The sequence below is a fragment of the Pseudoalteromonas rhizosphaerae genome (genome assembly GCF_028885455.1).
Taxonomy (GTDB): domain Bacteria; phylum Pseudomonadota; class Gammaproteobacteria; order Enterobacterales; family Alteromonadaceae; genus Pseudoalteromonas; species Pseudoalteromonas rhizosphaerae.
The window spans coordinates 4,728,785-4,745,296 of record NZ_CP118496.1 but is presented as its reverse complement, the minus strand read 5'-3'; the positions used below and the strand labels follow the sequence as shown (position 1 = coordinate 4,745,296).

The window sequence follows — 16,512 nt, the reverse complement described above, 5'->3', positions numbered from 1 at the left end:
CTAAAGTGGTTTTTCTTTATCTTCTCATGTTAGAAGGTTAAAGAAAAATGATGCCAGCGTGATGAAATTGGTATACATGGGGGATTCAAAATACAACCTGTTTAGGTGTTTTTTATTTTCAGCGTGTTGATTTATATGGTTTTTTGGTTAAAAACTAGTTGGTTCATATCTGGTATGAGTTGGTATGAAGTTTTGGAGTAAAGTTTTAAAATACAATTATTTAAGTTGTTTTTTAAAACCTTATTTAGGTTAAAGAGTTTTGCCGCGGTGGTGGAATTGGTAGACACGATGGATTCAAAATCCATTTTCTTCGGAAGTGACGGTTCAAGTCCGTCTCGCGGTACCATCATAAGAGAGCCTTGCTAGAAATAGCAGGGCTTTTTTTTTACCAAAATTTCATATCTAAATCACTTTCTATCAAAGCCAAACAGAATTCAAAATATTTGTTGTTAACTTAAATTGTTAAATTTAAAACAAACATCACCAATAAAGATACTTATAGTCGGTCGACTTATAGTCATCTTTTGGGCCTAATTTATCTTATGACAAAAAATAATATTCAGATCACTTTTGGTTTGTCTGTTCGTAAAGAAAGAAACCTCAAAGGTATGACCCAAGAAGAACTAGCACATTTGTGTGGGTTAGATAGGACTTATGTGGGCGGTATTGAACGCGGAGAGAGAAACGTCAGTTTAATAAATATTAGCAAAATAGCATTTGCTTTAGATAAAGAAATAAAGGATTTATTTTAATGAATTACGACCAGTTAAAACAAGAGATTTTTGATTACTTTCATACTGAACTAAGAGATATTACTTTTCAAATTCAAAACAGTAATATAACAAGAAATAAAAAAGCTACTCAAATTAATAATGCTGTTGAAAATGTTAAAAATAGAGTTGGTGATTTATTGGTTAATAAATATTCTCATCTAAATCGCCCCAAACTTTATATGCTTGTTCAATATTGTTATACAGTAATGAGCTTTGAATATAGAAATACGGTGTGGCCGTATGAATATATGGCTTTTTCTCGAAGAAATGGTGAACTTTGGGAGCGATTTTGTAAAGCTGCTTGGGATCACTCAGAAAAAGATACACTTTATAGAATACAAGCTCCTCATTTTAATGAGGTTAAGAACAATTTTATACAAAAAATCAGAGGTTATGTAGATGCCCCTGTCCAACAAAATCAATTAGTCGCGGATACAAATGAAATTTTTGAACTTGTTGGTGAAATCAATATGGTTGAAGATGAAATGTTTAATCTTCATAATCAAAACCACATAATTGATTTTAAAAGTGGCTTTGGCTCAAATGAGAAAGGGAATACATTAAGACTTTTAGCCGTTGGTAAAGCTTATAAACATTGGGATCAAAATGTAAATTTACTTTTCCTAGTTAGACAAAATGAAAATAATAATTACCTAGAAACAATTAGACGTAGTAATCTCTGGTCAGTTTTTTGCGGTGATGATGCTTATAATAAAATTGATGAATTGACCGATGCGGGGATTTGTGAAGTTAGGCGTGAGGCCGTAAATTTTCAAAATGATCTATCTCCAGAGTTTTGGAGCTATTTAGTCCAAGAAAATATTCATGGTTATTTAAATTGGTAAAAACTTAAATAGATTTAAAGGTGCAGGTTTGATCCTGCACCTTCAAATCTATAAGTTTTAAATAACAGATTTTATATATTTCGCTCTCATTAATTTAGTTTCGTTCCAGCCAAGCGATTTTGCCGTTTCTACTATTTTTGTTGCTTCACTAAGCTCTTCAATAGTTAACTTTGGAATTTTTAATCTTTTTAAGTAATTTGCTGAATTATTTGCTCCTGGAGCAATTAGTGATTTTAATTTTGATGAAAAATCATCATTTAAATAAATTAATAAAAAATTATGGTAATCATTATTTTTGGCAAAAACACCAACAACTCCTTGATCAAATATAGCATTATTAAAAGTAGAAGCTGAGAGTCGACCTGAAGTCACCATAGGTATAGCTAATCCTTCTTTAAAATAAAAAACCTTGTTTTGTAATCTTGCTTTTTTATCTTTATCGTAAAAAATGACAGCTTCTTTATCCCACCTAATACAACTATTGGTTGTTTCAAATGGTTCTCTATGTCCTCCTCGGATAAACGGAACATATGCTACTTCTTTAGCTATTCCAGACTCTTTCTCATCTAGAGTAGGGGTCATTATAACATCACTCCAGTTAACAGCATGCCCATTTACCCGCTTGGGTGGATTGTCTATGTTATAACCGCAATAGTCAGTATTATTTCCTGTATAAATACCTGTTTTACAATCGGCAATTTCATCTAAAGTAATAACATCACGACTAAAAGATACTGAACCAATAACCTTGGGGCTTATCCATGAATCATTGCAGTTTTCTATTAAATAAGAGCCTTTAATTGTTGTTTTGTCTGTATCAAGCAAATTAATTAGTGCTTCATCAGATGAAACAGCATCAATCCAGTTGATATCACAGTCAGGCGTGGTTTTTGTTTTAGTTCCTGCAATTATACATAAATTGCCGTATCCAAAATTCACCGAGCCAAACCTCTTACTCTTAAATTGCAGTATATGGGTAGGTTTTGCTGTCTCTAAAATAAACTTTCTTAAATAAGTTAAATTTGTACTTGTAAAAAAAGTATCAGGCATGATGAAAACATATTTTCCATTTTCTTTTAAAGACTTCAATGTTAAATAGAAAAATAGCCCGTAAGATTCCCTAGCATACACATCAGGAAATTTTTTCTTAATATCCTTTCTATATTCTTTTGAGAATTTAAGCCCGTATGGGGGGTTACAAATCGTAGAGTCGTATTCCCTATCTGGTAACATTTCAACTCTATTTTCTGAATGAATATGGTAATCAATAAAGTCTAAGTGATAATAATTGCAGTTGTTAAATTTAACTTCGCTTTTAAAATGCTCTTCATCTATGTCAATAGCATCTATTTGTTTTGGAGAACCTATTAAGTCTTTGATAAATGCCCCTTCACCAAAACAAGGCTCAATTATGGTGTGTCCTGAAGTATCACCAAGTAGTTCAATCATCGTATGTCTGATATCATCAGCGTTGGTAAAAAAGCCTTGAAATGACTTATCGGTATATCTATTATTCATATTGAAATTTCAACTTAAGAAGGATACTAAAAGTCATCAATTTAACAGGGGTTAGTACAAATTTCAAGGGGTATGTATAAATAAACAGTACTCGAATATTGTTAGGTATTGCATTTAACAAGAAAAACAAGCTAAGCTACTGATTTTAATGAGTAATACAACTTGTTTTTATTTTATTTTTTTGTTTTTTCGTAAATAATCAACGCGAATTCTGTCTGAATATTATGCTTTTATGCCTTATTTCAAGGTAAGTTCTAAATTCACTGCATGAATCAACCGTCTAGTGATTTCGCAATCAGACCATGCTTCATGAGCTGATAAATCAGATATATCAATGCGTTGTTGTCGTGCGGCACTGGTTAGTTTTTGCCAAGTATAACTTTCAAAATAGTCATTCCAACAATCGTAATATTCTGAATACCATTCCATGACACAAAATATGTCCCATTTTTCAATGGTATCAGGGATACAATCATGCATTACTGCGGTTTGATAGGTAATGCGTTGATCAAATTCAGCATTATAAATAAGTACTTTTTTACCTGCTGTTAATTTAACTACTTTTTCATGAATAGATTGATAAGTAATACAACCTTTAACTTCTTCATTGGTTATACCATGAATATTTGATGCTGATTTTGAGATGGACGTTATAGGTTTTAATTTTTCATTTAATAGAATCTTACCAGTAAAGCCGTCAATGATAGCAATTTGCACTATTTCATCTTCATCACCTAAGCCAGTGGTTTCAGTATCAAGAATCACAGTATTTTTTAATTTTATTTTTTTAACCATTATTTTTCTCCTTTTAGATTTTGGTTAATTATTGTTTTGAGGGAGTATCATTACCTGAAAGCGGTAATGAAATTCCCTTAATGAGGGAAGCTAGATGTTGGGTTTTCCGCAGGAACTTGGGAGTTTTCGGTATTGGCCTTATCTATATGTATATAGGTATTGCTACTCTTAACTATCTTTCTTCTTTTTATTAGGTTAAATAACTTGGTTAATAAACTAGATTTTTGAGGAAATGATGCTTCTAGTGTTTCTGTTTTTTTAGTTTTAGTTCTTTTTTGTTTAGTTGGATTAACTGTTTTATTTTTAGCTAATGTAGCGTGTTTTTTGATGAAGTTGGGTATAGCACTAAAATCAAAAGTAATGGCCTTGATTGGGCTAGTTTCATTTGATTCATCTACATGTTCGATGTTGTAGGTTATATTGTCTCTCATCTTACGATTTTCAGACCAATTGCCTTTTCCCATATAATATGGGTTTAGCAAATACGTTCCTTTACCGATACGAGCAATAAGCTGTTGTTTTACAAGTTCGGTTAATGCATTGTCTAGTGTTGAACTAGCAATGTTTAAATCATCACAAATATCCTGCTTTAAGATGGTATTAAGTATTACTTGATTAGTGTTATAGCCAGAGTAAAAACTTAGCTCTAAATAAACCAAAATATGATTTTTAGCTATATTCTTGAGTCTGTGTCTGTCTTGGTAATAGACTTTTGCAAAGTGAGGCTCTGAATCTATTTGAGCTTTATATTCGTTTACCTCTTCAGAAGCAGTATATTCACCCTGTTCATTTAAGACACTTTTTGTAGTGCTTCTTTTTAGTGTTTGTTGTTTTTTCTTCGTATTAAAAATATCAACCATGTTAGTTCTCCTATGTATTAACCCAGTTAATACATAAAGAGCATATATTTTAATTAATACAAGTCGCTAATCTGAAATAAATTAAGTTCTATCAGTTAGTTGGTGTTAGCCACTAAGTGTTGAACCTTATTTTTAGGGCTAACGTTTTTCTTTTTTTTCTGTGTTTTTTTGTTGTTATTATTTAGATAGATTAGTTGAATGTTAGGGTGTTTCTCACATTTGAAAGGGAATTTATTTCTCTCGCGTTGAGGGAAGTGTTCCTCCCTGATAGAGGGACTTGGAGTGATATTATTCTATTGAAAAATAAATTTAATAATTATTAAAAATAATGAAAATATTTTTTGGTTTGAGTGTTTTACACAGAAAGGTCAGAAGTTTGGTTAGCCAATAAAATAGTGAAGTATCATTTTTATGGCTAACATTTTGGATTATTTATTGCTTTTTCTCCAGCTTCGCAGAACCAGTGACAACCTATGAACGAAGTGAATGATCAAGGTTGTCCTATCTGGAAGGTTCAACTTCCCCCTCTGATTCTCATCACGTTTTTGACTTTTAAAATTTGTATGGTAAATATTATTATATAATCAATAAACTACATGGAGGTAGTTATGAAAAATTGGGTCGTAATATCAAAACCAATAAAAGAAAGTGCAAAAGGACTTGCTAAGTATTTAAGTTATTTAACTAGCCCTAACCATCAGAACCATAAAAATAAAACCAATATTATTCCGCTGTTTGGTAATAATCAGAATTTATATAAGCGCATTATTTTTTCAGTGGCTGATAAAGAGCTAAAAACAGCCAAAAAACGAAAGGGTGGTAGACCAATAAGTTCTTTTGCTCAGTCGTATGTATTTACCCTGCCTGAGGGGATTGGCACTAAACCAACCAAACAGGAATGGTCTTATATTGCTAAAGAGTTAATTCATACTCTGATGTTTTTTACTGGTTCATCAAAAGAGGATATTGCCAAGCATATTTTTATTAATATTCATGATCAAAAAAATCCTCATCTAAATTTAGTTGTTTCAAAGATCATTAATGGCAATGTTAAAACTGAGCTTCAAAAGAAAAGTATTGTTACAGCTCTTAAAAAGACGTTTAACTATGCAGTATTAAACCGTCTTAAAATTTCCCCAAGTGACTATCAACCACAGACTAAACGCAATAAGCGTTATAACTCAGATTATTATCATAAAAATGATCAGTTCATAAATCATATTAGCCGAATAGATGAACCAACTCCTGAAGAAAAAATTATTTTTAAGGATACATCAAAGCTTAATAAACCAAATCCAAGTTTGGGTAGGAGGTTTAATTAATGGCAAGTTGGGAATTAGCCAAGTATTTAGCTGCTGAATTAGTTAAGGAGCATAATCTAAAAAATGCAGAAAGTTGGTTAACTGACGAAGTGCTTTATTTATTAAATAAATATCCTGAACTTGAATCTTATATAGATAGTAAATCTGGTACATTAACTATCTCTGATATTATTTCAGCATATCTTTTATCGCCAAGAAACAACAAGAAAACTAAACGACTATATCTACGAGGGTTCAAACCAGAAACGCTTTATAAATTGAGACTATCGCATTACCTCTTAGCGGGATTTTTGTTTTCTACTGCACTGAGGTTTTGCTTTAATCATAGGTATAATAAACAGCAATTAATTTTGTGGGAAATTGACTATACAGAATCAAAAAAGTTGATTTTAAAAAAATTAGCAATTCAGGAAATAGTTGTAACTATTGATAAAGGTAAAGATACAAAGGGATGTAAGTATAAAAAACAATAGTTTTAATATGTGAGGTAAAATTAATTGCTATATGAAAATAGCTTACTCAATTATGTAGGTTTAGTCGGGTAAGCTTCATTGGATAATTTATATTTACTCAAAAATATTCAGGTTTTCTTGGTTTAGATCTTCCATAACAAATTCAGATGCTAAAGCTGAGAAACTACCATCATAATAATCTCTGATCATTGTGGGACTATTTCCAACATATTTTGCAAGTTTATAAACATCAATTTCTTGATGCAGTTTTTTAGTAATAAAATAATGCCTAAATGAGTAAAGTGTAAATTTATCTTCCGTTAATTTTTTCTTTAAAAAAGTTCTGTACTGCTTCCATACATCACAATAATCAGGCGTTTTACCACAACTTCTGGCGAAAATATATTCATTACCATGATCTTGTTTTAATTGCATAAAATCATTTGATGGAATTCCGTTTGCATGTTTAAACAAAAATGCTATTTCTTTTTCTGATTTGAATTTTTTAAAATATAGCTGTGTTAGTAATTGATATGTTTTTCTATCTATATGAATTTCTCGTGTTTTGTTTCGATCACCCATTTTACCTTTTTCTAGGAAAATAGTAGTTCTAGCTTCATTTTTAAATTCACTTTGAAAAATATGCTTCCATTTTATTCCTGTTGTTTCGTCTCCTGGTCTAGTGCCAGTATTTTCGATAAATTTGATATAGAATTTGAAAAGGTTCCTGTTCGCCTTCACTTTTTTGTTAGTTGATTTACCGATAAATAAATCAATATTTTTGTCTACTGAATCAACATCTACCTTCCTGAAGGTAAGGCGTTTTTTTGACTTGGTTGTTTCAATTTTAATATCTTTCCATAACGGTCTATCAGCTTGAACAATCATTTTCTTTTTAAGCGCATAAACGTAAATACGGTCTAGAGCGGTTTTAGTCATTGTAGTTTGTGTATCACTGTTGCCAGTATCACGCTGATCAAAAAAATCAATAAGCTCATTCAGACCCAGATTTTTAATGTAGCAATTACCCAGTACAGGGATAATTTGATTTTCTATAATTCGCAAATACCCTTTTTTAGTTTTATCGTGCAATTTTTCTTTTTTGAATTCATCAATAACTTTTAAAGCAACTTGTTTCACTGTTGGTTTAAGATCAGATAGAGGTAAGCCTTCTTCAAGTAGAACATCATGTTTGTTCTTTCTCTTTTTTGCAAAATTAACCGCTTCTATAAAGCTTTCCAGAGTTCCAATTTTACACCCAGTAGAAAATCTAACTCTATTATTCTTAAAACCTAATTCTGGCGGTGTTTTTATCTGCGCCCACCAATTTGACGAAGTTTGTTTGAAAATAACTAAGTCACCATTTTCAAAAATATTATATGGTGTGATCGTAAATGAATTGGAAATGTCCATCTTTGAATTCCGAATCTGGTATGAGGTTTGGTATGATATAATCATGTCACTATACTAAGTTATTGAATAATTAGCTATATATAGTAAACCAAATGAATTCAAAATCCCCTGCCGCAAGGCGTGCCGGTTCAAGTCCGGCCGCTGGTACCACTTTTGATAGCCCTTGCTTTTTAGCAAGGGTTTTTTTATGCCTATAGAAAAGTGAAATGCGGACTCGAGCGCCACTCAAACCAATATTTGACGATGAACCATAGCTTTTTTAGCCAATCCGTATCGTTTTAACTTTCCCTCATGCTGATTAAAAAACTTATCAACAATAGTCTATTGGTAAATAAATACAGATTACCTATTGTGGGTATAGTAGAATGCGCGCCCTAAATATATTTTTACTTTATTACTTACCCATACTCAAAGTTCGTACATTGAGGCATTTTAAAGGAAAAAAAATGACGACTAATCGCTTATTTATCTTTAAGCATATTTTTATTTTGTGCATTCTGTTTACATTATCTGCTTGTGGCGGTGGCTCTGGTAGTGCAGAAAAATCTGACACAGGAACTAATTCAAACCTAGATATAACAGCGCCTGTTATTACTTTAAACGGTTCGCAAGCTATTACGCTCAATATAGGCAATAGCTACCAAGAGTTAGGTGCATCTGCTTCAGACGATAAAGACGGTAGCGTAAGTGTTAGCGTGTCAGGCTCTTTGAACCTTAATCAAGCTGGTGTATATACGTTTACATACACTGCTACTGACAGCGCGGGAAACTCTTCAAGTGTAATTAGAACAATTACAGTGGTTGCACCCGACGATACACAAGCGCCAACTATAACGTTGAATGGTGAAAAGTCTATTTCTCTTGAGCTGGGCGAATCATACCAAGAACTAGGGGCGCAAGCACAAGACAATGTGGATGGAACAGTCAGTGTCGCTATTTCAGGCTCTGTGGACGAAAGTACGCACGGCGACTACACAATTACATATACTGCAGTCGATTCCGCTGGTAATACGGGTTCAATTACCCGAAAAGTGACAGTACTTGAGGCTAAAGACACCTCGCCACCGCTGCTTACTCTCATTGGTAAAGAGTATATTAAGCTATTTTTAAATGAAGAGTACTCAGAGCAAGGGGCGTCGGCACTTGATGACTTTGATGGTGCAATCAGTGCAACAGTATTTGGTGAAGTGGACGTTAAGAACACAGGTGTATACATAGTTACCTATACTGCAACAGATAAAGCAGGAAACACGGCAAGTATTGAGCGCACTGTTGAGGTGGTTATACCTCGTGAATTTATCACAACCTGGAAAACGGATAATACACAACTGTTCTCAACAGATGCTAATACAATTAAAATTGCAACGAAAGGTGAAGGTTATAACTTCCAGATAGAGTGGGGGGATGGCACTATCGACCGTAATGTTGTTAATACAATTACCCACACATACGACACCAGCGGAACCTATACTATTAAAATAAGTGGTGACTTCCCACGTTTTTACTTTGATGAAACGCAAGCTGATTGGAACAAATTATTAACCATAGAGCAGTGGGGTGATATTCGTTGGACATCTATGGAACGCGCATTTATAAACTGCTCTAACCTTGTTATTAATGCCTTAGATACACCTGACTTATCAAACGTCACGAATCTCTCTTACATGTTTTCGTATGCGCAATCGTTCAATCAAGACATAAACGATTGGGATGTTTCTACTATTACTGATATGACCGGTATGTTTCAAGGTGCTATTTTATTTGATCAAGCTCTTGAAAGCTGGGATGTGTCTCGTGTCGTAAGAATGGGGCATATGTTTGATGGTGCAACGAACTTTAATCAAGATATTAGCAATTGGGATACAGCGAGCTTAAAAGACATGATACGCATGTTTAATAATGCCAGTCAATTCAACCAACCAATAGGCAGATGGACAGTTGGCGGTGTTTATAGGATGACAGGACTATTTGCTAATGCAGTGTCATTTAATCAAGACTTAGGTGATTGGAAAGTTGGGTTTGTATTTTATATGGGCAATATGTTTGATGGTGCATCAGCATTTAATCAAGACATTGGCCGCTGGAATGTGTCCGACGTTGCCTATATGAACAGTATGTTTCGCAATGCGGTTTCATTTGATCAGAACTTAAGTGATTGGGATATTTCTAACCTCAGTGATATGCGTAGCATGTTTGAAGGGATTGCATTGTCGGTTGAAAACTACGATGCTCTACTCAATGGCTGGAGTAAGTTATCGACTCCACCGCTAAAAATTGGTTTTCATGCTGGTAATAGCCAGTATTCTGAAGCTGGAAAAACTGGACGCGATATTCTCACTAACATACATGAATGGAATATTGCTGATGGCGGATTAGTACAATAGCATTTAACCAGTAAGCTGTGTTGTTCTATGTTTAGAGCATCGCAGCATTTACTTGCATCACAGAAGTGCATGGTAAATAAGCTCTATATTATATAAGTGTAAATTTATCTAGTGTTTATGAGTTACGGTAATAAGCCTTTTAAAAACGCGATACATGATAAGTTGAGCCATAAAACAAGTTGGCAGAGAACTTAACTTATTGATTAAAAATCTAGGTAATGCATACAAGGACAGTCGTAAAGCAAATTCACACTGTTCTTCAGCGCACTTATCAAATAGAAGCAAGTTGCTCAGTATTAAATCAACAGATACTTTAAATATAGTTTTAGTCGTGCGGACTTGTCTACCTTCAGCTTTAGTTAAAACGTGAGCCAAGAAAACCTAAACAGGTGAGAGCTAAGCGACGTTCAAAGTTACTATACGCCGCTTAATTTAATCTAGTAGAGCAAACTATGTTCTATTTAGTCAATTAGAGTCACTTTGCATTGGTAGGTATTATCACCCACTGAAAAACTGCCTTTGCCATTCCATTGATTATCAACGCCAAAGCTTGCCGTAAAAGGTGACTGGTAACTACCAATTGCAGGTGGTGGAAAAGACACCACTGCTTGACCTGTTAGCGCGCCAACTTTAGTTACATCATTATAGCCAGTTGCATGCATATGGCCTGATGCGCTAGCGGTGAAATGAGGTGAATGCTGCGTTCCTTCTTGGATGCTGCCATTCGCTCGACCATTTAATGAAGCTGTTTTTGGATCTACAGCAAACTGAATTTCCATAGAGCCACCACCAACAACACCAGATTGAAATTGTAATTTAACGAGATATAAGCTTTCATCAGACATTTTCTTGTTCCTTTTGTAGATTGCATTCGCACTGTTATATGGTTACTCAGTAACCGAGTGAAATTGTAGAATGACCACCACAAAAGACATATTACAGCGTATTACATGAAGTTGAGTTTGAGGGCGTACAGGTTTTTTTATCGTTGTTTTTTAGAATAGGGGCTGCTTTTACAAAGTATTCGCTGATTAAACTAAATGTTCTTTTTAGTATTTCTTTTCGAAGCTAGCTACACTGGCAATAGTATTGTTGCGACTGCACCTTGGTGTTTTTCTTTATTCGCTAAGCTCAAACTACCATGATGCTGCTCTATCACGTTGCGACAAAAGCTTAGACCAATCCCTTGACCTTGTTGTTTAGTGCTGTAAAACGGCACGAATATGTTATCGGGGTTGGCAAGGCCTTGGCCGTTATCATCAATGGTGATGCAGCTTACTTTTCCTTGCTTATGCACACCTAATGTTATTTTAACGGGCGGGGTGCTTGCTTCGATGGCATTTTTTATTAGATTGATCATGACTTGATGAATAAACGTGCGGTCGGCCTTAAAAGTTGCGGCGTCTGTTACGCAGCTAAATGCAACGTCAGGGTATATTGCGCACACTTGTTTTAAAAATGTGTCGGTGTCTATTGCTACTATATTAAGTGCCAGTGGTTTATTTATATCGCCATAGCGCGTGACAAATTCATTAAGATAATTACAGCGCTCACTTATAACATTAAGTGCTTGTATTTGTCGTGGCTCGGTGAGCTTCACGGCGAGATTTTCAGCCATTGCAGTAACTGGTGTGAGTGAGTTGCGAATTTCGTGACCGAGTACGCGAATAATTTGCTGCCATGCTTGCAGTTGGCTTTCGCGAAGGGCTGAGGTGATGTCGATCATAACAATAAGTTGATGACAGCTGCCTTGCTCTATAAATTCACTGTGGCGTATTTGCCATTGCTGGGCTGTAATAACATCGCTAAATTGCCAATGTGCGTCTTGCTTTGTAAGCCCTAATTGTTCAGCGCTTGCATAGCGTAAGGTTTGCCATTGAGTCTGTTTAAATTCGCTAAACGCATTATTGGCATAACTGAGCTTATTATGTTGATCGAGCACCATGATCGGCACATTAAAATGCTCAATTAATTGGTACACCAAAAAAACATGCTGATCGTATCGCGACTTCTTTTTAAATAACTCTTCACTTAACTCAATCAAGCTTTGTTGTAATTGGTGAATACTCCCCGCCTGATAGCTGGGCTTAACGAGCTGGTTATAATCTTCGTTTAAAATGGCATCTAGGTGGGCGTAATTGCGGTTAAAGCTGTTGATCACTTTTTTATAGGTACGAATAAACAGCTTAAGATAAATAGCTAAAAATAGGATTGAGATAACGGCAGAAGTAACAACAGATAAAGCAAAATATTGGCCAATAAAATAGCACCCCAACGCTGCTAAAGTGCTACTAAAAAATGCAAAGCCAATTAAACTGCGTTCCAGCGATGAGTGATAAAGACAACTAAGTTTCATACTGCTTTTCATACGGTAATCCCGTATTTTTCAAGGCGACGATACATAGAAGATTTACCTAAACCTAATAATTTAGCGGCGTTAGGAATATGGCCTTGGGTCTGCTTGAGGGCTAAATCAATTAATTGGCGCTCTGCGTGCTCTAGTGTCATTAGTGGTAATGTGTTATTGATTTGACTGCTGTGCAGGTTTAAGTCATCGGCGGTCAATGTGTCGGTTGTTGCTAACAATATTGCCCGTTCAATCACATGGCTTAGCTCGCGTACATTACCCGGCCAAGTATAGTGGTTTAATTCCTGTTTAGCGCATTCACTCAATGTAAGTATGGTGCTTGAGTATTTTTTAGCATGTAAATTTATAAAGTGCTCGCACAAAGGCACTATATCTTCAATGCGTTCGCGTAGTGGCGGTATTACAAACTCCAAAGTGTTTACCCGGTAGTATAAATCTTCTCTAAACTGGCCTTGTTTTATCAGTGTGGCAATATCGCCATTGGTGGCACTGATCAAGCGTACATTGGTTTTTTTAGTGTGACTCGCGCCAACCATCTCAAACTCTTGGCTTTCGAGTACCCGTAATAATTTTGCTTGTTGTGGTAGTGGTATATTGGCTATTTCGTCTAAAAATAAACTGCCGTTATCGGCCAGTTCAAAGCGGCCAATGCGCTCATTTTTAGCATCAGTAAACGCGCCTTTTTTATGACCAAACATTTCGCTTTCAAATAACGATTCAACAATAGCCCCCATATTCACTGCAATAAACGGTTGTGTATGGCGCGTTGACTGCTGATGAAGCCATTGTGCTAATTGGCTCTTACCCGTACCATTTTCACCGGTTAGTAAAATGTTGGCATCGGTTTTAGCCACCTTAGCTAACTGACTTATCAGTTGTTGCATAGCGTGTGACTGATACACAAATGCAGGCGAGGCATGATCGTTAAGCTGTTGCAGCAACTTTTGATTTTGTTTGTTTAACTTTTTAAGTGTGAGTTGCTGATCGAGCAATTTTAATAAGCGCTGGTTTTGCCATGGCTTTTCAATAAAGTCACACGCACCGTGTTGCATAGCGCGAACCGCTAGATCTACGCTCGACCACGCAGTCATTGCGATGACAGGGATATCTAACTGTTGTTTATGTAAGTGCTGTAAAAACGCCAAACCTTCGTCACCTGATGTGGTGTCGCGGGTAAAATTCATATCGAGCAAAATAAGGTCAATCGCTTGGCTATCTTTAACTACTGTTTGCGCGCTAAAAGGTGAGTCGCATTCGAGCACTTGGTAGCCGTTATCTTCTAAAATAAAGCGCGCGCTTAGGCGGATTTCGGGGCTATCTTCAATGATCAAAATAGTGGCAGGCATAAACTTCCAAATAGGTGAATAAGCACAGGTTGATTGTAGCGTATAGCGATTTCTATGCCAGTGATTTTATTTTTGTATTTCAGCTTGTTAGCTATTTAAAGGTGATTTCAGTAGGTGTTCCAGTCCGATTACGGACTGCTTGCGTCCGATTTTGGGTTAGCGTGTCTGTCGAAGTGAAAGCCTTTAACTAGGGCCAGTCTCAAATTGATACTGAGGAGTCCGGTATCGCCGCTCAATAAGAATTTTTAAATAGTACATACTTGTAATTGTTTGTATTTATTGATTTTTAATGTTGGCACGTGTTTCGCTATAGCTTAGATATACAAAGCATAATGCGGTGCAATATGGACATAGTAAAAACAAAAGTAGTCAAGCAGTTATCGCTTTGGCATAAGCTAATTTTATTACTGGCTGTTATTTTAATTGTGGCAGTGATTTATCAGCGCAGCAGTCAAGTAGGTGTGTCAGTATCGCGCAGTAATATTATTATTAGTAATGTACGCCAAGGCGCGCTTGCGATTACGGTTACAGGTTATGGTGAACTTAAATCTGCGCAGCAGCAATTGCTTACGGCAAAAACGTTGGCCACTGTGCAGGCTATTTTATTAAAACCAGGCGCAATAGTGACCAGTGACTCAGTGATTGTGCAGTTAGCCAATCCAGCGCTTGAGCAACAGCTCGAAAATGCGCAGCAAGAACTTAATAAACTCAATGCTAACTTACGCCAGTTAAGATTAAACAATACTCGCGAGTTATTAAACGAGCGCTCTCATGTGGCGCAAAGCCATGCCGCTTACGAAAATGCCAAACTAAAATTAAAAGCTGAAACCAGTTTGGTTGAACAGGGCATAGTCTCAACGCTTAATTATCAGCGTAGCGTGTTAGACGAGCAACAACTTCGCCAGCAATTAGCAATAGCTAAGCAACGTTCAGAGCAACTAAAAGCCGTACACATAGAATCTGAAAACATTCAGCTTGAGCAAATTAAACAGCAACAAGGGTTAGTAGTTATGGCACAAACACAATTGGCCAATCTATCTGTAGTAGCGGGAATGGATGGGGTATTACAGCGTTTACCGATTGAGCTTGGGCAAAGCGTAAATGCAGGGCAAGAAATTGCGCTTATCGGCTCGGTTGATTCATTAATTGCAATTATTCAAGTACCACAAAATCAAGTAGATGATATTCGGTTAGGGCAGCTCGCAGAAGTAGATACACGCCGCGGTGTTGTTATGGCAAAGGTGTCACGCATCAGCCCTGTGGTGAGTAATAATACAGTAGAGGTAGAGTTATCGTTGCCTAAAGAGCTCCCTGAAAATGTTCGGCCGCAATTAACCGTCGATGCCAATATTAAGGTCGCACAGCTAAAAGATGTTACTTATATCGAGCGCCCAGCAAACGTAAAACCGCACAGTGTAAGAGATCTGTATCAGGTAAACTCACAGCAGCAAAGCGCACACTTGGTTGATATCAAATTTGGTCGCGAGGCTGGGCGCTTTATCGAAATACTAAGCGGCGCACAGTTAGATCAGCAATTAATTATTTCAGATTTAACCAACCTTACTCGCAGCAATAGCGAAATTCTAATTAACTAATGAACAGGACAAAAATAATGACAGAGCAAAAAATAACGAACACCCAAGCCGATGTCGTATTAGCAATGAAAGGAATTAGTAAGGTATTTGAAACCCAAGAGTTACAAACCTATGCACTGCGTAGTATTGATTTGTGTATTTATCGCGGTGAATACTTGTCGATATCGGGGCCATCTGGCTGTGGTAAATCAACATTACTTTCATTATTGGGTTTACTTGATATGCCAACCAGCGGTGAATATTTAATTGACGGTAAAGACGTCTCTGCACTTTCGCTAAATCAGGCTGCTGAAATTCGCAATGCAAAAATAGGATTTATTTTTCAATCATTTAATTTAATTGATGAGTTAAGTGTGTTCGACAACGTGGCATTACCACTGCGTTATCACCACTGTAAACCAAACAAGCAAATAATTGCTGAAAAAGTAAAAGCGTGCCTTGAAAAAGTAGGGCTTGGGCATCGTATGAGTCATAAACCTAACCAATTATCAGGAGGACAGCAACAACGCGTGGCGATAGCCCGAGCGCTGGTGACTGAACCGGCAATATTATTAGTTGATGAGCCAACGGGTAATTTAGACTCAAAATCGGGAGATCAAGTTATGCACGTATTAAGTGAGCTACATGCAGCCGGCACCACTATTTGCATGGTGACACATGACCCGCGTTACTGTGATATGGCTACAAGGCAACTAAAGCTATTGGATGGTGAGATGCTAGGGGCTGTGGGTATAAAAGATCAGCTAAGTGCTTAAATAACCTGTTTAGTGAGAGTAAAATGGAATATCCAAAAATAATAAAACGTCAATGGCTATTAAGGGATAACTTAACGGAGTGCCAT

At 36.0% G+C, this 16,512-nt stretch carries 14 protein-coding genes and 1 tRNA gene; 8 read left to right on the top strand and 7 right to left on the bottom strand.

Annotated features, from left to right (window positions below):
• Positions 1-261 precede the first annotated feature (261 nt).
• The 3 genes from PVK79_RS20500 (at position 262) to PVK79_RS20490 (ending at position 1,618) form a co-directional block, all read left to right on the top strand.
• Positions 262-346, top strand: a tRNA-Leu gene (locus PVK79_RS20500).
• 196 nt (positions 347-542) lie between these two features.
• Positions 543-752, top strand: coding sequence for a helix-turn-helix domain-containing protein (locus PVK79_RS20495; RefSeq protein WP_274803960.1), 210 nt, complete (start codon positions 543-545; stop codon positions 750-752).
• Positions 752-1,618: a hypothetical protein gene (locus tag PVK79_RS20490; RefSeq protein WP_274803959.1), complete on the top strand. Its 867-nt coding sequence runs from the start codon at positions 752-754 to the stop codon at positions 1,616-1,618. Before PVK79_RS20495 ends, PVK79_RS20490 begins: the two co-directional genes overlap by 1 nt.
• A 57-nt stretch (positions 1,619-1,675) precedes the next feature.
• On the opposite strand, the gene PVK79_RS20485 is transcribed toward PVK79_RS20490, so the two are convergent.
• From PVK79_RS20485 to PVK79_RS20475, 3 genes are all read right to left on the bottom strand, one after another.
• Positions 1,676-3,136, bottom strand: a complete 1,461-nt coding sequence (locus PVK79_RS20485) for an Eco57I restriction-modification methylase domain-containing protein (protein ID WP_274803958.1) — start codon at positions 3,134-3,136, stop codon at positions 1,676-1,678.
• A 237-nt stretch (positions 3,137-3,373) separates the two neighbouring features.
• Positions 3,374-3,931: a 3'-5' exonuclease gene (locus tag PVK79_RS20480; protein ID WP_274803957.1), complete on the bottom strand. Its 558-nt coding sequence runs from the start codon at positions 3,929-3,931 to the stop codon at positions 3,374-3,376.
• 77 nt (positions 3,932-4,008) lie between these two features.
• Positions 4,009-4,791: a helix-turn-helix domain-containing protein gene (locus tag PVK79_RS20475; protein WP_274803956.1), complete on the bottom strand. Its 783-nt coding sequence runs from the start codon at positions 4,789-4,791 to the stop codon at positions 4,009-4,011.
• Between the two features lie 608 nt (positions 4,792-5,399).
• On the opposite strand from PVK79_RS20475, the gene PVK79_RS20470 reads away from it, so the two are divergent.
• Positions 5,400-6,113, top strand: a complete 714-nt coding sequence (locus PVK79_RS20470) for a hypothetical protein (RefSeq protein ID WP_274803955.1) — start codon at positions 5,400-5,402, stop codon at positions 6,111-6,113.
• On the top strand, positions 6,113-6,586 hold the full coding sequence (locus PVK79_RS20465) for a hypothetical protein (protein ID WP_274803954.1): 474 nt from the start codon (positions 6,113-6,115) through the stop codon (positions 6,584-6,586). The genes PVK79_RS20470 and PVK79_RS20465 overlap by 1 nt, the downstream gene beginning before the upstream one ends.
• Positions 6,587-6,679: 93 nt before the next feature.
• Here PVK79_RS20465 and PVK79_RS20460 read toward each other — a convergent pair whose 3' ends face one another.
• Positions 6,680-7,978, bottom strand: coding sequence for a tyrosine-type recombinase/integrase (locus tag PVK79_RS20460; protein ID WP_274803952.1), 1,299 nt, complete (start codon positions 7,976-7,978; stop codon positions 6,680-6,682).
• Between the two features lie 446 nt (positions 7,979-8,424).
• On the opposite strand from PVK79_RS20460, the gene PVK79_RS20455 reads away from it, so the two are divergent.
• Positions 8,425-10,362 (top strand): BspA family leucine-rich repeat surface protein, encoded by a 1,938-nt coding sequence (locus PVK79_RS20455; protein WP_257324368.1) that lies wholly within the window; start codon positions 8,425-8,427, stop codon positions 10,360-10,362.
• A gap of 461 nt (positions 10,363-10,823) precedes the next feature.
• Here the strand turns inward: PVK79_RS20455 and PVK79_RS20450 are convergent, their stop codons facing one another.
• From PVK79_RS20450 to PVK79_RS20440, 3 genes are all read right to left on the bottom strand, one after another.
• Positions 10,824-11,207, bottom strand: coding sequence for a DUF1842 domain-containing protein (locus PVK79_RS20450; RefSeq protein WP_257324367.1), 384 nt, complete (start codon positions 11,205-11,207; stop codon positions 10,824-10,826).
• Between the two features lie 227 nt (positions 11,208-11,434).
• Positions 11,435-12,718, bottom strand: a complete 1,284-nt coding sequence (locus PVK79_RS20445; RefSeq protein ID WP_257324354.1) for a sensor histidine kinase — start codon at positions 12,716-12,718, stop codon at positions 11,435-11,437.
• An 8-nt stretch (positions 12,719-12,726) separates the two neighbouring features.
• Entirely contained in the window at positions 12,727-14,076 is a 1,350-nt protein-coding gene (locus tag PVK79_RS20440; RefSeq protein ID WP_257324353.1) for a sigma-54-dependent transcriptional regulator, read from the bottom strand.
• 344 nt (positions 14,077-14,420) lie between these two features.
• On the opposite strand from PVK79_RS20440, the gene PVK79_RS20435 reads away from it, so the two are divergent.
• Both PVK79_RS20435 and PVK79_RS20430 read left to right on the top strand, forming a co-directional pair.
• Complete coding sequence (locus tag PVK79_RS20435; RefSeq protein ID WP_257324352.1) at positions 14,421-15,671, top strand: HlyD family secretion protein; 1,251 nt, start codon at positions 14,421-14,423, stop codon at positions 15,669-15,671.
• 17 nt (positions 15,672-15,688) lie between these two features.
• Complete coding sequence (locus PVK79_RS20430) at positions 15,689-16,426, top strand: ABC transporter ATP-binding protein (protein ID WP_182734586.1); 738 nt, start codon at positions 15,689-15,691, stop codon at positions 16,424-16,426.
• Positions 16,427-16,512: the final 86 nt, after the last annotated feature.

Excerpts from the sequence above, each read along its gene's own strand:
- PVK79_RS20495 (WP_274803960.1), top strand. The coding sequence starts at position 543 with ATGACAAAAAATAATATTCAGATCACTTTTGGTTTGTCTGTTCGTAAA.
- PVK79_RS20490 (WP_274803959.1), top strand. The coding sequence starts at position 752 with ATGAATTACGACCAGTTAAAACAAGAGATTTTTGATTACTTTCATACT.
- PVK79_RS20485 (WP_274803958.1), bottom strand. The coding sequence starts at position 3,136 with ATGAATAATAGATATACCGATAAGTCATTTCAAGGCTTTTTTACCAAC.
- PVK79_RS20480 (WP_274803957.1), bottom strand. The coding sequence starts at position 3,931 with ATGGTTAAAAAAATAAAATTAAAAAATACTGTGATTCTTGATACTGAA.
- PVK79_RS20475 (WP_274803956.1), bottom strand. The coding sequence starts at position 4,791 with ATGGTTGATATTTTTAATACGAAGAAAAAACAACAAACACTAAAAAGA.
- PVK79_RS20470 (WP_274803955.1), top strand. The coding sequence starts at position 5,400 with ATGAAAAATTGGGTCGTAATATCAAAACCAATAAAAGAAAGTGCAAAA.
- PVK79_RS20465 (WP_274803954.1), top strand. The coding sequence starts at position 6,113 with ATGGCAAGTTGGGAATTAGCCAAGTATTTAGCTGCTGAATTAGTTAAG.
- PVK79_RS20460 (WP_274803952.1), bottom strand. The coding sequence starts at position 7,978 with ATGGACATTTCCAATTCATTTACGATCACACCATATAATATTTTTGAA.
- PVK79_RS20455 (WP_257324368.1), top strand. The coding sequence starts at position 8,425 with ATGACGACTAATCGCTTATTTATCTTTAAGCATATTTTTATTTTGTGC.
- PVK79_RS20450 (WP_257324367.1), bottom strand. The coding sequence starts at position 11,207 with ATGTCTGATGAAAGCTTATATCTCGTTAAATTACAATTTCAATCTGGT.
- PVK79_RS20445 (WP_257324354.1), bottom strand. The coding sequence starts at position 12,718 with ATGAAACTTAGTTGTCTTTATCACTCATCGCTGGAACGCAGTTTAATT.
- PVK79_RS20440 (WP_257324353.1), bottom strand. The coding sequence starts at position 14,076 with ATGCCTGCCACTATTTTGATCATTGAAGATAGCCCCGAAATCCGCCTA.
- PVK79_RS20435 (WP_257324352.1), top strand. The coding sequence starts at position 14,421 with ATGGACATAGTAAAAACAAAAGTAGTCAAGCAGTTATCGCTTTGGCAT.
- PVK79_RS20430 (WP_182734586.1), top strand. The coding sequence starts at position 15,689 with ATGACAGAGCAAAAAATAACGAACACCCAAGCCGATGTCGTATTAGCA.